Here is a 15588-nt window from a genome sequence, read left to right on the forward strand (position 1 = left end):
CATGCAAAAATGGAGCATACACCACATAGCTGTGTCCTGTAACCCACCCGATGTCAGCAGTACAAAAAAACACATCAGAGTCCTTAATGTCAAATGCCCACTTGAATGTAGAATACAAATGTGTCAGATAACCGCCTGTTCCATGTAAAACTCCTTTGGGTTTTCCCGTTGTACCTGAAGTGTACAAGATGTAAAGTGGGTGAGAGCTATCTAATTTTTCTGCAGTACATTCGTCTGAAACATTATTCATTAAATCATCCCAGAGTTTGTCTTTTGAGGAAAGCAAGATTTCATTTTTTGTCCTTTCCAATACGACGACATGTTCCACAAACTCTGAATCTTTGATTGCTTCATCAATTACATCCTTTAGTTTGACAATTTTTCCTCGTCGATATCCACCATCTGCAGTTACAATGACTTTGGATTGAGAGTCATTTACTCGGTCTTTAATGGATGCTGCACTAAATCCTGAAAAAATTACTGTATGGATTGCCCCAATTCTAGCGCATGCCAGCATAACAATGGGTAATTCAGGGACCATGGGAAGATAGATAGTCACACGATCGCCTTTTTTCACACCAAGTGATTTTAGGACATTAGAGAATTTTTTGACTTGTGAGAGCATTTCAGCATAGGAGATTTTCCTAGATTCACCATTCTCACCTTCCCACAAAATAGCAGGTTTTTCAGAGTTAGTTTTTTGATGTATATCTAGAGCGTTATATGAGGCGTTAATTGTACCTCCAACAAACCATTTTGCAAAAGGAGATTGCCAATCAAGAGTTTTTTCCCAAGAGGAGAACCATGAGAGGTTTTTTGCCTGATCGTCCCAAAAGGAGACATAATCAGATTCAGCTTTTTTTCTTAAATTAACATCATTATTTCCAAGACCAATGTCATATGTTTTATCCATCAAAAAGTCTATGAACATGGATCTTTCTAAGTGTTAAAAAAATAATTAAAAAAATTATTGTGCTTCCATTCTAGCAAGCCAATCGTTATCGTTGTCGTCTGTTGATGTTTCTGCTGTCACCTGTTGAGGTGGTTCTGGAAATGCAAATGTTGTTTCAGACTCTGTAGGAGGTTCAGGGATTTTATTTGCTCCTGCTTCAATAGGTTCTGAATGTGTGATTATTGATTCGGTTGGTGCTTCTGGAAGAATTGTCTGAACTACTTGTTGTGGTTCAGGTGTCTCCAGATATGAAACGGCAGATTCTTGGATGTCTGGTGTAGGAGGTGCAGTTATCTCTGTTACTTCCAATTCAAGGTCAGCAATTCTACTCTTTACATTTGAAATTTCAGCTGTTTCGTGTGTAACATGTTCAATTATTTCAGTTGTACATGCTTTCACGGTCTCAAATGTTGTATCAGAGATTTCATTACTCTTGAATTGTACTTTTGCATCAAAGGATAACATTTTTGCAGACTTCATTTGTTCATCTAACTCTGTCAATCTTGCCTCAAGTTTGGCTTTGATTTCTCTTTCGGTTTCATCTAATGATGCAAGTTTCGACTTGTATTTTTCGTGAATGATTTCTGCATCCACTTTCATATCATCATTTTCTGAAACAATATCTATCAATGCCTTTAGACGACGTATTGTTAGTTGTTTTTCACGAATGAGTCTTTGAGAATCGAGTCTCCATTTTGGAATAAAAATAACAACATCGCCTTGTACTACAAGTTGCTCATATTGGATTTGCTGTAATCCTTGAGAACCGCAGTCAATGCCAACGGATTGAATACTTCCGTCAATGTCAGTTATTGTTCCTACTACTTTACCCATGAATGTTCCGTACATGTCTTTGACGTTTTTACCGATTATTTCGATATCGTCGTGGGTCATGTGAGATAGTTTAGAGATTTGTATAACCGACAAAGTGTAAGTAATGTTTTTGGTTTTGGTAAGATTAAATTCACAAACTTTCTTCGTGAGGAATTTAGTAATTTTAAAATTCAGAGATGAAAAAGTAGCCTCATGATTCAAAAAGAAGAACTGGACCAAATTTTGAATTTTGTTGCCAATAGATGGATTGAGACTACAAAGGATCCAGACAACAAAGCTATGCAAAGTCTCCCAGATGATTTCTGGATGAATTCAATTGGCGGAAAAACAGCAAAAAAGGGATTCTGGGTTACAACATTGATGTACACTGAAAATGAAGCTGATGCAGCGTCTTTCAAAGAAGTGTTATTGAGATGGCAAGCAAAAGGTCAAGATAAAAACAGAGACAAAGGTCCCGATCTAATTCAAATTGGTAAAAAGAAATAGACTATTAATAATTGAAATCATAGAGTTGAGTATTGCCAGAATTCTCATCAAGTGAAAAAAAGATTTTATCAGATCATTTTTCTAATACAGATGGAAATGTTTTTGCAATAATTACTCCAAGACAAGTAGATCGTGGAGCTCTGATGTCACGATACAGTAGAACTGACAAAAGTATGCGAAGAATATTTTTGGATGAGTTTTTAAAAAATAAAAACAGAGGAGAGGAGTTTTACAATAGAGTACTTTTAGAATATGGAGACGATTCTGTTGCAGAATTAGGCGAAGCTCAAATTGCAATTGAAGGATTGTCTAACATTGCAGTAAAAAAAATTGAAGATAGAAGAATCGGTTTATCATATTTAGAAAAATCATCAAGGTATGTTGCATGGAATAAAAAAGAAAATGGAAAGTATAGATTTTACAGAGATTCAGAAATTGTAAAATCAAAATATGCCGACATGTATGAAGAAACATGTAATTTTTCATTTGATGTTTATTCAAAAAATATAGAGCCAATGATAAATTATGTTAGAGAGAAATACCCGATAGAAAAATATAGTTTTAAAGATTCAAGTGATGGAAAAGAAAAAATATTTTCTAAATTAAAAAGTGAATCAGACATAAAATCAGCTAACATGATCTATAGAGGTTCTACAAAAGCTAAAGCATTAGACATACTCAGAGGTTTACTTCCTGCATCAACTTTAACAAATGTTGGCATTACAGGAAATGGTAGAGCATTTGAATACCTCCTAACAGTATTAGGAGCGTCTGAACTAAAAGAAGAGCAAGATTTAGCCTCAAAAATCAAAAAAGAGCTTGACACAACAATCAAATCATTTGTCAGAAGGGCAGATGACAAATATGGAAAAGCATTTCAAAAATATCTCAAAGACATTAAAATAAAATCAAAAGCAATAACAAAAAAGCAGATAAAATCAAATCCTACAGTAGGTGGAATCACCAAACTTGTAGATTATGAGCCAGAAAAAAAGGCAATAGATAAAATCATTACCAGCATAATTTATGAGCAATCTCCAAGCACATCTTACCAAAATATAATGATGCAAGTGAAGAAGATTTCAACTCAAGAAAAAAACAATATTATCAAAAAGTTTGCAAAACTACGAAAAAATAGGCGACACAGACCATCAAGGGCCTTCGAATCAGTGTATTATACATTTGATTTATGCAATAATTTTGGAATGTTTAGGGATTTTCACAGACATAGAGCATTAACACTTGAAAGACAACTTCTTACCACAAATCATGGATACAGTATTCCAAATGAGATTAAAATTCTTGGAATTGAAAAGGATTTCAAGGAGTGTATGGAAAATACAAAAAATACTTTTGATAAAATTAAAACAAAATATCCTGAACAAGCACAATATGTCGTAAACTTTGCATACAACTATCCATACTATATGAAATTTAATCTTCGAGAAGCTTGTCATTTAATTGAATTGAGAACTGTACCACAAGGACATATTGATTATCGACGTGTTGCACAACAGATGTTTCATGAAATTAACAGAGTACATCCAGTTTTGAGTAAAATAATGAATTTTGTAGATTTAAAGGAATATGACTTGGAGAGATTTGAATCAGAAAAAAGAACTGAAGAAAAAAGAAAGAAGATGAAAAAATAAGACAATCTTCTAATATTGAAAAATACTAATAAAATTATGACAGAAAAGATTTCTGAAAATCCTCAAGAATGGAAAGAGAGATTGACACCGGATCAATATGAAATATGTGTCAATCATGGAACAGAGCCTCCATTTTCTGGAAAATACAACAGTACAAAACTTGAAGGGTATTTCAAGTGTGTTTGCTGTGGAGAAGAATTATTTTCCTCAGATGCAAAATTTGATTCTGGTTCTGGTTGGCCAAGTTTTTGGGAGCCAGTTTCTGAAGAAAAAATAGAATATGTTTCAGATTCTGCATACGGAATGGTCAGAACTGAAGTGAATTGTAAAAAATGTGGCGCCCATCTAGGCCATGTCTTTGATGATGGTCCCAAGCCTACAAATCAAAGATACTGCATCAACTCAATTTCATTGAAGCATGAAAAAGATCAAGAATAATCAATCAAAACAGTGTGTTTTTTGAACAAACAACAAATTATGAAGTGATTTATTCATTTTAAAAAATATGAGTAATACAAAGTGTGATCATTATTGGACTCAGAATGGATCGTATTTTTGCATTCATTGTGGCGCAGATATCAACAGAGCAACAAATCACCACAATCCTTGAACAAATTTTTCAAAATCCATCTAGCCTCAAAATTCATTAAAAACAAAAAGGATTTGACTAAGAATATTTATGAAAGCACAAAAGCAATCCAGTCTATGATACAAACATTGGTAAATAGACATTGGAAAAATTATGATTTATCACATACTATCAGGGATGAAATGAATTGAGAATAATCCTATGCGGATTTGGCGTTGTTGGTCAAAGTCTTGTAAAATTATTTGAGTCAAGATCCGATGATCTCTATTCAAAATACGGATTAAAACCAAGAATAGTTGGAGTTTTTGATAGTAAAGGAAGTGCAGTTGATTCATCAGGATTAGATTTCAACAAGCTAATTGAAGTAAAGAAAAAATTTGGTACTGTAAAAAAATATTCAGATAAAAAAAATCCAATGACAGGAGTTGAAATGCTAAAAAATGTCGAAGCTGATGTACTAATTGAGACTACGGCCAGCAATTACAAAGATGCAGAGCCAGGAATGACCCACATTACTACTGCAATGAAAAAAAGGATGCACGTTATTTCTGTAAATAAAGGACCTCTAGCATTGGCATTTCCATCCCTAATGGAACTTGCGACATACAATCAAGTAATGTTCAAGTTTAGCGGTACTGTTGGTGGCGGAACACCAATTTTAGATTATGCAAAAAACAGTTTAAGTGGAGAGAGGATTACATCATTTGCAGGAATTCTGAATGGAACTACAAATTACATTTTATCAAATATGGCAACAGGATTATCATTTGATGATGCACTAAAGGATGCTAAGAATAAAGGATATGTTGAAGCTGATGAGTCATTGGATTTAGATGGATTAGATGCTGCTGCAAAATTAGTAATTCTTGCAAACTGGATTATGGGAATGAAGGTTACACTACCAGACATTAATTGTACTGGCATACGTAAAGTTACAACAGAGGATATTAAAAAAGCAGATAAAAATAATTGCTCAGTTAAATTAATTGCATCGTGTGACAAAGATCTTGTTGTAGGTCCTAAAGAAATATCAAACGAGGATCCATTATGTGTTAATGGAACGCTAAATGCAATTGCTTTTACATCAGAACACTCAGGTACTCAAACAATTATCGGTAGAGGCGCAGGAGGGATGGAAACTGCTAGTTCCATTCTAAGAGATTTACTTGACATCAGACAAGAGATATCTAGAACTTGAAATCCAATCTAATTTCAAAGAGTGAAACTACTGCACTTCTAAAAACAGTCTCTGAAAAATGGAATATGGAGTTTCCCAAAATTAAAAACCTCAAAGTGCATCAAATTTTAGATGATGCACAAATAATTACAGGTAATGGATTAAAGATTCTCAAAGTAGATGAAGATTATCTGCCATTTTTATCAGAAACTAAAATGCTAGAAAGATTTCCCAGTGTGATGGTTGACATGGGAGCTGTAAAATTTATGTGTAAAGGTGCAAATGTAATGAGGCCCGGAATTAAAAAATATTCTGAATTTGAAAAAGATCAACTTGTATGCATAGTAGAAGAATCACAACATAAGTTTTTAGCTGTTGGGAAAGCAATGGTGTCTAGCTCAGAATTAGAAGGCATGGAGAAAGGTGAAATTATAAAAAATATTCATTATGTCTCTGACAAGTTTTGGGAAACTGGAAAAACAATTTACGATTAAAAAATAGTTTTACTTGTTTATTGAATCAGTAAATTCTTCAGTACCATCTTTTGTGATTACAAGAATATCTAAACCATCACCGCTTGCAGAATCTCGTAATGCTGCTGAACGAACTGCACGTTTTGCCAAATCAATGGCCTCATCTTTTGTCATGTTTGGTTTGAATTGAGGATCTAACACACCCAATGCCATTTCTGCACCTGTTCCAACTGCTGCATATTCATCAGGAAGAACAGAGCCAAGTGGATCTAGCGTATACATTATTGGTTTGTCTACAACACCACCAACTATTACCTGAGTAAGTAATGGGAAATATCTTCGTTCATACATCATATTTGACATCATTTTTGCCACGGTGTTTGGAGGGATATCTCGCTTAAGTTCCATTTTTCTAATTTTGGTAAGAGCCGCGATTTGCAGAGTTAGAATTTGCATATCGGCTACAAGTCCAGCACATGTTGCACCAACTTTATTCGTAATAGGAAAAGTTTTCTTTGTAGATTTACTTACGAGGAAATTACCAAAGGCAATCCTTTTTTCGCTTGCAAAAACTACGCCACCATCAAAAGTAATTCCAACAGCAGTTGCTCCTGGCATATACATTGACATATTTCAAATAATTTTGCCGCATAATAAAGGGCTTTCTACATTTTACGCTCAACAAATAGGCAAAATAATTATAGTGAAGATTTCAGATTATTGCGATGACTACAGCTGAAATTAACGGTAAATTTCTAAATGACGTAGTCTTCATGGGGTTAAGATCTGCCTTAGGTGTGATCTTTATTGTTCACGGAGTAGGAAAATTCAACCCAGGCTTTTCAAATTTTTTGACAAATTTGGGAATTCCAATAGAGATGCAAATTCCAATTGCATTAGCAGAATTAGTTCCAGGCATCTTGCTAGTTTTAGGAGTTCTTAGTAGATTTTCTGCAGTACTAATTTCAATCATAATGTTAGGAGCAATATTCTTAGTCAAAGGAGCTCAAAGTTTAACAGGAGATAAAGGAGTAGAAATCGATCTTATTATTTTAGCATCAGCATTAGTAATTATGATTGTAGGACCAGGAAGAATTTCAATTGCACATGCAATTAAAAAAATACCCAGATGTCTACACTAGAGTTTTCCAAAATTTTGCATAATCAAACAAAGGCATTTTGTAGTCTTTTTTAACAAATCTACTCTAGCAAATTCATTTGGAGAATGAATCTTTGAAAACATGTATGTGCTTCCAATGGAAATACACGGAGCGTTTAAAATATTTACAAATGGAAACATAGGACCAGTCCCAGCATTTGACACATTTAGAATTGATTTTCCAAAGACTTTGTCTGCAGCATCTTTTACTTGAGATACAAATGGGTCAGACGAATCAGTTCTAGCTGCTACCTCGCCATGGTAAATTTTCATTTTGACATCAGAGAAACCTTTTGATTTTAGGTGATTTTTTAATCTCATAACCTGTTTTTTTGGGTCCATTTTAGGCACTAATCTAAAATCAATTTTCACTAACGCATTTCCAGGAAGAACAGTTTTTGCACCATCGCCAGTATATCCAGATACAAATCCAGCAATATTGCACGTAGCCCCTCCAACTAAAGCCTTTTTTGCATTCAAACCAGTCTTATTAGCCAAAAAAGATTTTATTCCAAATTCATTTTTGAATACTTTTTCATCAAATGGCTCATTTCTAATAATTTGTAAATCTTTTTTTGAAAATGCGGTGACCTCTTTGTACCAATCTTTTATAAGAATTTTACCATCAGAATCACGCAATGTTTTGACAGATTCAATCAATCGCCATGCAGGATTTTTTATTAAAACAGCCAAACTAGAGTGCGCATCTATGTTAGATTCCGTTACAGATAATTCTACAAATAGTAATCCTTTCATCCCAAGACCAATGATTGGTCTATTTTTTGAATCGACATATCCAAATTCCCAAATCACACCATCACAAGAAAATTTCTTTTTGTATTTTTTCAAGTACTCTTCAATATGAGCACTTCCTGTCTCTTCTTCACCCTCAATTACAAATTTGATATTACATGGAACATCCCCAGTTACTTTCAAGCAGGCCTCTACAGCTTTGATTCTAGTAATTAATTCACCCTTATCATCTGTTGCACCCCTACCAAAAATTTTGTTTCCTTTTCTTTTTCCACTAAATGGAGGATCATCCCATAAATCAAAGGGCTCAGCAGGTTGAACATCATAATGATTGTAAAACATCAAAGTTTTTGAAGGATTTTGTTTTGATTTTATTTCTCCATAGACTAGTGGGGTAACACCTTTTTTTAATCTCAAGATTTCAGAAGGTATTCCAGATTTTTTCAGCATCTTTGAAACAAGTATTGCGCAGTCTTCAATACCCTCATTTTTTGCAGAAACACTAGGCTGTCTAATCAGGGTTTGGAGATCTGATATTAGATTTTCCACATTAGAGTCCACATATTTTAAAGGATTCATACTAGTCACACAATTTTGTCAAATGGCTTCATAGCTGCAGGTATTTCATTTAGCAGATCCATGGAGGTCATGTGCAATCCCAACTTCTTTTGAACTGCTTTTCCTGCCAAACCATTAATGAAAGTAGCAGCAGCTGCAGATTCCAAAGGATTTCTATTCTTTGAGAGCAATCCTGCAACCAATCCTGAAAGAACATCACCTGTTCCCCCAACAGTCATTGCCGGGATTTTTTTCTCGTAAAGAAAAGTCATAGTTCCATTTGAGATAACATCAGTTGCACCTTTGAGCAAAACAGTGATTCCATTTTCCTTGGCTTTTTTCTCTACGAGTTTTATTCGTTCATTTTTCGAGTTGGGTGGTGCTTCTCCAAATAGTCTCTTAAATTCACCAGCATGGGGTGTCACTACAACATTTTTGTTTGGAAGTAAAGGTAATACTTCAGGAATCAATGCACTAGCATCAAGGGATAACCTTACATCTCGATCTAAAAGGGATTTTACAAGATGCAGTAAAGCATTTCGTTCTTGTATTGCTAGACCCATTCCAATAGTAGCAGAATCAAGATTCCTAGGTAATGCCCCTAACAGTTTGTTTACTGCCCCACGGGTTAATTTTTGATCAACTAGAGGAATGACAATAAGATTTGGAGATATTGCCCGAGTTGGAGTCACATTGATGTTTGGAACAGAGGTGTAAACTAAATCAGTTCCACATCTAAGTGCAGCAATTGAAGACAGTATAGGAGCACCATGATAGATGTAGCTGCCGCCAATTACCAGAACTATCCCATTTTCACCTTTACGAGATTTTGCTTTTCTTGCTGGAATGAATTTTTTTACTATTGATAGTGTGAGATTTTTTGCAACCATTATAACATATCATAAAAAATAGATGAATAAAACTTGTTTCAAATAAATTAACGGCTAGGATGATTTTTTACTTGTTTTCTTGGCAGGTTTTTTTGTAGTTTTCTTGATAAGTTTTGTTGATTTTTTAACGGGTTTTACAGAATTAGATTTTTCAGAGACTTTTCTTGATTCTCTATCAAAAAATGCTTTTCGGGCAAAACACAGGTATGTAGTATGCCCAATACCCTGAAAAGAATGACGAGTTTTTCCCTCTCTTGCTTCAATAGTTCGTAAGATATGTTCAGTTGATTCTATATCAGTAAATTCATTATCAACTAATGCCATAGTCAATTTCTCTAATTGATTCATAGTAGGACAAATTGCAAAAACACTTCCACTACCTTTTAACATCTTTCTAACTTGAGGGATAACAACCCAAGGATCACCTAAATCAATTAAAGCTACATCCATATCTTCTAGTGGTAATTTTTTTGCAGTTTTTAGATCCAAGTTATGCTGTGTAACATATTTTGAAACACCGGCTTTTTTGATATTCTTTTCTGCAATTCTCATAAAGTTTTCATCAACATCAAAAGTGTAAACATGTCCACGGGGTTTTACAATATTTGCAACAAATGAAGTAAGGGAGCCACTACCAGTACCAATCTCTAAAATCTTTTGACCATCACCAATTCCGGCTCTTGCCACAATGTAGCCTAAATCTTTTGGGTATACTATCTGTGTACCATGTTGGATTTTCATCACATAATCAAACATTGTAGGTTCCAGAAGGTAGACGTACTTGTCTTTGTTTGTGATTAATCTGGAGCCGTATTCTTTTCCAATTGCGTCAGAGTGTTTTATGACACCTATATGAGTATGAAATGATTCTTTTTTTGAAATTTTTGCAAGCCACTTTTTAGAATGATTATAGTAAAACAAGACGGGAGAATTTTGTTTTATTTTTGCCATATAATTTTCCCCAAAAATTTTAGATAAGAATCTACTGGTTAATTCAAAGTCTTATCTACTTGAAAAAGTTAGTAATTGTGCTGATGATTATGTCAACGGGTTCTCTCTGATTTCCTCAAATTTGATGAATCTTGCCGAATTATGAAGCTTTTTTCTATTTATCAAAAAATAACATTTCTAAATAAAACCAATTAGACATTCAAATATGCAAATTGATCGTACGTTTAGAAAATTAACCTAAAAGTAATACTTTTTGGCCCCGATTTTTTAACAAAAACATGATACTAACATAATCATTGAGTCAGAGACATCTCGCGGTGTTAGCTGGAAGAGCCCAATGCTCACATAAACTAGTTAATACATTTCAGAGTCTCCAATGTAAAGGAGACTGACTTTTTTTCCGTAGAGAGATCAATCAGTATTTTAATACCAAGCAAGGCACAATAGAATGATGACTGAAATTCAATTAGCAGGTTCTGGTGGATGGGTAAATGCAGATCTGACAGATGAGCAAATTACCAAATCAAAACTTGTTCCAAATATAGACAAGCATTTTTTGGCATCACTTGAAAAACTCGACACATCCAAAATGTTAAAACATTTTTGTAAACAATGTGACTCTGAATTTGACGGTCCTACGCAGATTCAAATTGAAGAGCAACCAAATGAGACAGTAGCTGATGGATTAACCTTGATTGAAAGAGGTCAATACACATGTCATAAATGCAATTCAATCATCGGAGAATACAGAGTATTTCAGAAAAAAGAAGAATAATCAAAAATAGTTCAAACTATTTCATCATTTTTAAAATAGCAAATAATGCGTATTCATTAAATAAAGCAATTTTCAAGAAACAACATGGCAAATCAAAAATGCGTATCATGTGGAATAGGTTTCTTTTCCCCAACGGGTTCAGACAAATGTTCCAAATGTTCAGGTAAAGAATCTCAAGGTCATGAAGGTCATGATTCCTGTGGTTGTGGACACAGCCATTAATTCCTTTTTTCTATTACACGCATATATTGTACAATAGATGATTTTATTCATGGTCAAAACTTCTGAAGAGATGAAAAGGCTTGTAGAAGATTATATCAAAATTACCAATATCAAATATGAAGATCAGACAGAGAAGGTAAGAGAGAAAAGCAAGATGGTAGAATGGCAATTTCACATAGGAGCAAATGTAATTGTCAGTAAAAATGCAAACAGAGACGATAGAATTCAAGTTAATGTAAACATGAGATTTCCTCCAGAAGATGCAAAATTATTGGTTTTGAAAAACCCATCATTTTCAAAAGCAATAATGGAGATTAGTGAGATATGCACAACATGTGGAGTGGGTCATCAATGGATGAAAGATAAAGAAGACATCATAGGATTGGCAATTTTCTCACATGTAGATGAACAAATTTTAGATAGAATTTCATTTCACAATACTTGGGACAATGTTGCCAGAGTATCAGGACATGCACAAAAAATACTACGTGCAAATTTTAGTGGTTTTCCAACACCGAACACTACTGATGATACAATAGACAAATCAATGTACGGTTAAACTTCTAGTGTTTTTTTAACATTTCACAATTTGGACATTTGAATCCATTTGTTTTATCACCACAATATTCACAATGAAGGCTTATTTTGACATAATCAAATTTCGAGGTTTTAGTGTATTTTATAGACAATACTACGAATAAAGTACGCCAAGCGCAATTCCAATCCATAGTAAAACCATCAGAAAGATTGAAGAATAATTTGAATTAAATCAAAATGTTTTCAAACTGGACAAACAAATAACAAGAAAATCAAAGTTTCGTTTGAATTTTGATAATACAAAAAAGATTTCATGACTAACGGAAGCACTATAAAACAAAAAATAAATCTTACCAACGATAAAATAGTTCACAAAAAATACAATCACATGAAAGAAATATCCATAGAACTATTATTGAAAAATATGAATCAGGAGAATAACTATGAAGACGATATATGGAGAACATGTTTAGATGAGAAAGGAAAAAGATACAGAAGAAAAGATATCAGTAACTCTTTAAAAAAATTAGAAACATTAGGTTTCATCAAAAAAACCAAAATCTCAGGCACAGATATACATTATACCAAATTATCCTATTTAGATTCAAATGATTATGTTGGATTTGTAAATGATATAATGTTCACTAATGAATCAAAAATAAAAGAATCTTTGAAAAAATTAGAATTTAAGAAAATATTTGTAGACATATCTAAAGATCTGAATTCATATAAAATAGCAAATCAAAGTAAAAAAAATTATGAAGTCCTACTGCAAGCATTTTCAAATTTGACAGAGTTAGCATCTGCAATAGAATTAGTCAATAAAGCAAGTAAAGATGAAGGATTAAAAAAGAATCTAAAGATGTGCCATTCAGAAATTAAAGAAACCCTAGAACAAACAAATGAAAAAGTCATCAGTGAACGAAAATCAAATGAAATCATTATTCTTCAAAGACGTTTTGCAGGAAGAATTCCAAATCCAGGATTTCTGAAACTGTAAAATTTTCTGCAGATATCTTCAATGAAACATAGATGACAGAGTTTCTGATTTAGTCACAGTTATTCTAAACTTTGTGTCTATCAAAGACTACTGTTTAATGAATAAAAAATAAATTCCTCAAAATAGAAATTCTTGGAATTTAGTTTTTTGGTTTAATTGAATCTGGGTTTTTTACAGAATAGTGAAACATACACATAGAGTCATCGGTGCATTGGCATTTCATATTGATGCAGAATAATACTAGTATAAATATTTTGTATAGATTCACTTTTGATCCATCAAGCAATTATCGTGAAAATTCCATTACTGTATTGATTGAATAATTACTGAATGCCATCCAGTAGAGAACCCCTCATAACCCTTAGATTTGCAATTAGATAGAATTACCTCAGAATTCCCTGAAGGTATTATTTGGTAATTCTTTGCACCATCAATGGAAGATAATAAATCATTTTCAAAAGTAAAATCTTTAATTTTTTTATTTTCAGATAATGTATTTCCATTGGAATCCAGAATAAGTAAATCAGTAGAATTGATTTCATTTTCACGAAGAGGAGTTTGATCAAAAATAGTCTTAGTAAATCGTTCCCAGCCAAACACAATTCCAAGAATTCCTATTACCTTATCTGAGACATCCCCATTTTTGTGAATCTTGGATGAAAATACCAAATTTGTAGAGATTCCAGATGCTTGGGTATTGTGAATTATATCAAATCCATATTCTTTCTCGTTATTTTTTAACATATTTTGAAACCATAATGCATCTTTAACATTTCCTTTGGCAACGTCATTAGATGAACCCTTTGCAACAACATTTCCAGATGTATCACAGACAATTAGATTATCATATACAGTGTAAAACTTTAAAATAGTTGCCAATCGGGATGCAAGAAAATCCTTACTATGATTTGTTTTTTCATTTAATGCTTGAATGATGCTACTTTCAGTTGACCACCAACGAACATCAGCTGTGCGCTCATACAATGCCCTATCAATTAAATCAATATTAGTAAATGAAAGATTAGCTAGTCTATTGCCTCGAATTATTTTAGAATTTAATGAGATAAACGAATAAAGTTCAGAAAGTTTTTTCTCAGTATTCGAATCCATCATAGATGTGATTTTAGAGGTAGTTTTAGAGAGATCACCCATGAATGTAGAGATTACTCCAAAACCTCTTCCGGCATCTCCGACTTTGGCAGATTCTATTGCTGCGTTAAGAGACAACACATGAGTATCATCATTAATTTTTTCAATTTCACATATTGCTTTTTTTGTTTCTTCTGAAAGATTTGAAATCAATTCAATTACAGTTTCTAGAGATTCATTGTTATTGTTAGTAAAATTATGAATTTGAGAATCATCATCCATATCTTGAATAATTAATGAATGCCATTTTTCTGATTGGTATCCTTCAAATCCAGGGGAGAGTGCATGACAAACCAATTTTTTATGCCAGTTTTTTTCCACAATTTCAAATCCTTTTTCTTTTTTGAACAATTCATCTCTTCCAGTAAACTGAATATTTTGTTGAAGAATTCGATCTTTGGTATCAGCAATTACATTTCCATCATCATCACAAATCAAAATTCTTGTTTTTTCGATTTCTTCAGGCAATAACGGAGTCTCACGAACTATTCTTTGAATGAATTCTTTCCATTTGAATACAGCGCCTATAACACCAATTACTCTTTTATCAGGATCACCATCTTCATGAACCTTACAAGAATACACCAGAGTAAAATCATCATTAATTGCAGGAGATTTGTGTACAGTATCAAATCCAAAATCCTCACCATTTTTTGTGTTCATTGCAGATGTAAACCAAGGCTTATCAGAAAAATTTCTACCAGTAAGACGAAATTTATCTTCTGCTGATGCAATACATAGCCCATTTGTATTGCATAAAACAAGATCATAGTATACGGTGTATGATTTTAAAATTACACCTAGTCTATGTTTTGCTTCATTAGATTGTGAATTATTTTCTTCAAGAAGAGCATTTACCAATATATCATCAGTTGCCCACCAGCGTACATCAGCTGCACGTTCAAACAAATTCCTATCAACAATTCGAATATTAGTCAAAGCAAGATTAGCTAATCTATTTCCTTGTATACTGATTGATTTTGTTTTAATGACTTTAGAAATATCCTCTATTTCTTGAACGGTTTCTTTCTCCATTTTATTTAAGACATCATCTGTTTTCCTACTTAATTCATCAATTGATTCTGATACTACCAAAAAATTTCGTCCAGCATCACCTGCACGATTGGCTTCAATTTTTGCCGTAGTCGATAGCATGCTAGCTCGTCGTGTGATTTCCTTAGTTGATTTTAGAGCACGGCTTATCTCATTTCCAATATCCGTAGTTTGATCTACAACTTGCTTGAAAAAATTATCTTTAGCATCTTCAATCTCTTCAGTGACAATATTTTGAGATGTGCTCAATATCGAGAAATACTATCAGATAGACATAATTACAAGTTTAGGTAAAATGAACAAACACTGCATATTTTACCAAATTAAGAAAATAATCCTGCATAGCATATTATACAGTCAAACCTAAACAACAAGAGA

At 33.2% G+C, this 15588-nt stretch carries 17 protein-coding genes; 10 read left to right on the plus strand and 7 right to left on the minus strand.

The window, feature by feature from the left end; genetic code table 11:
- Both ACW9W3_RS09595 and ACW9W3_RS09600 read right to left on the minus strand, forming a co-directional pair.
- A partial coding sequence (locus ACW9W3_RS09595) for an AMP-binding protein (protein ID WP_457765924.1) occupies window positions 1-913 on the minus strand: 913 nt, incomplete at its 3' end.
- A gap of 54 nt (window positions 914-967) precedes the next feature.
- Window positions 968-1846, minus strand: a complete 879-nt coding sequence (locus tag ACW9W3_RS09600) for a CdvA-like protein (protein ID WP_457765925.1) — start codon at window positions 1844-1846, stop codon at window positions 968-970.
- 132 nt (window positions 1847-1978) lie between these two features.
- Between ACW9W3_RS09600 and ACW9W3_RS09605 the strand changes: the two genes are divergently transcribed.
- The 5 genes from ACW9W3_RS09605 (at window position 1979) to ACW9W3_RS09625 (ending at window position 6184) form a co-directional block, all read left to right on the plus strand.
- Window positions 1979-2272, plus strand: a complete 294-nt coding sequence (locus tag ACW9W3_RS09605; RefSeq protein WP_457765926.1) for a hypothetical protein — start codon at window positions 1979-1981, stop codon at window positions 2270-2272.
- Window positions 2273-2304: 32 nt separating this feature from the next.
- Window positions 2305-3924, plus strand: a complete 1620-nt coding sequence (locus tag ACW9W3_RS09610; protein WP_457765927.1) for an FAD-dependent thymidylate synthase — start codon at window positions 2305-2307, stop codon at window positions 3922-3924.
- Window positions 3925-3960: 36 nt separating this feature from the next.
- Window positions 3961-4362 carry a peptide-methionine (R)-S-oxide reductase MsrB gene (gene msrB, locus ACW9W3_RS09615; RefSeq protein WP_457765928.1) on the plus strand — a complete coding sequence of 134 codons (402 nt, stop codon included), beginning with the start codon at window positions 3961-3963 and terminating at the stop codon, window positions 4360-4362.
- 338 nt (window positions 4363-4700) lie between these two features.
- Window positions 4701-5711, plus strand: a complete 1011-nt coding sequence (locus ACW9W3_RS09620; RefSeq protein ID WP_457765929.1) for a homoserine dehydrogenase — start codon at window positions 4701-4703, stop codon at window positions 5709-5711.
- Complete coding sequence (locus tag ACW9W3_RS09625; protein ID WP_457765930.1) at window positions 5708-6184, plus strand: PUA domain-containing protein; 477 nt, start codon at window positions 5708-5710, stop codon at window positions 6182-6184. The genes ACW9W3_RS09620 and ACW9W3_RS09625 overlap by 4 nt, the downstream gene beginning before the upstream one ends.
- A gap of 9 nt (window positions 6185-6193) precedes the next feature.
- Here ACW9W3_RS09625 and ACW9W3_RS09630 read toward each other — a convergent pair whose 3' ends face one another.
- Window positions 6194-6793 (minus strand): proteasome subunit beta, encoded by a 600-nt coding sequence (locus ACW9W3_RS09630; protein WP_457765931.1) that lies wholly within the window; start codon window positions 6791-6793, stop codon window positions 6194-6196.
- 95 nt (window positions 6794-6888) lie between these two features.
- Between ACW9W3_RS09630 and ACW9W3_RS09635 the strand changes: the two genes are divergently transcribed.
- Window positions 6889-7305 (plus strand): DoxX family protein, encoded by a 417-nt coding sequence (locus ACW9W3_RS09635; protein WP_457765932.1) that lies wholly within the window; start codon window positions 6889-6891, stop codon window positions 7303-7305.
- Here ACW9W3_RS09635 and ACW9W3_RS09640 read toward each other — a convergent pair.
- From ACW9W3_RS09640 to ACW9W3_RS09650, 3 genes are read right to left on the minus strand one after another with little or no spacing between them, the layout of a single operon-like run.
- Complete coding sequence (locus ACW9W3_RS09640) at window positions 7302-8654, minus strand: M20/M25/M40 family metallo-hydrolase (RefSeq protein ID WP_457765933.1); 1353 nt, start codon at window positions 8652-8654, stop codon at window positions 7302-7304. The genes ACW9W3_RS09635 and ACW9W3_RS09640 overlap by 4 nt on opposite strands.
- Window positions 8655-8659: 5 nt before the next feature.
- Entirely contained in the window at window positions 8660-9523 is an 864-nt protein-coding gene (locus tag ACW9W3_RS09645) for an NAD(P)H-hydrate dehydratase (RefSeq protein ID WP_457765934.1), read from the minus strand.
- 54 nt (window positions 9524-9577) lie between these two features.
- Entirely contained in the window at window positions 9578-10474 is an 897-nt protein-coding gene (locus ACW9W3_RS09650) for a tRNA (adenine-N1)-methyltransferase (protein WP_457765935.1), read from the minus strand.
- Between the two features lie 451 nt (window positions 10475-10925).
- On the opposite strand from ACW9W3_RS09650, the gene ACW9W3_RS09655 reads away from it, so the two are divergent.
- The 4 genes from ACW9W3_RS09655 (at window position 10926) to ACW9W3_RS09670 (ending at window position 13008) form a co-directional block, all read left to right on the plus strand.
- The gene (locus ACW9W3_RS09655) at window positions 10926-11249 is read left to right on the plus strand and encodes a hypothetical protein (protein WP_457765936.1); all 324 of its coding nucleotides are present in this window, start codon (window positions 10926-10928) and stop codon (window positions 11247-11249) included.
- 84 nt (window positions 11250-11333) lie between these two features.
- The gene (locus tag ACW9W3_RS09660) at window positions 11334-11471 is read left to right on the plus strand and encodes a hypothetical protein (protein WP_192828305.1); all 138 of its coding nucleotides are present in this window, start codon (window positions 11334-11336) and stop codon (window positions 11469-11471) included.
- A gap of 49 nt (window positions 11472-11520) precedes the next feature.
- The gene (locus tag ACW9W3_RS09665; RefSeq protein ID WP_457765937.1) at window positions 11521-12030 is read left to right on the plus strand and encodes a hypothetical protein; all 510 of its coding nucleotides are present in this window, start codon (window positions 11521-11523) and stop codon (window positions 12028-12030) included.
- Between the two features lie 291 nt (window positions 12031-12321).
- Window positions 12322-13008 (plus strand): hypothetical protein, encoded by a 687-nt coding sequence (locus tag ACW9W3_RS09670; RefSeq protein WP_457765938.1) that lies wholly within the window; start codon window positions 12322-12324, stop codon window positions 13006-13008.
- A gap of 303 nt (window positions 13009-13311) precedes the next feature.
- On the opposite strand, the gene ACW9W3_RS09675 is transcribed toward ACW9W3_RS09670, so the two are convergent.
- Window positions 13312-15459 carry a methyl-accepting chemotaxis protein gene (locus ACW9W3_RS09675; RefSeq protein ID WP_457765939.1) on the minus strand — a complete coding sequence of 716 codons (2148 nt, stop codon included), beginning with the start codon at window positions 15457-15459 and terminating at the stop codon, window positions 13312-13314.
- Window positions 15460-15588 lie beyond the last annotated feature (129 nt).

The sequence above is a fragment of the Candidatus Nitrosopumilus sp. bin_68KS genome (genome assembly GCF_054095825.1).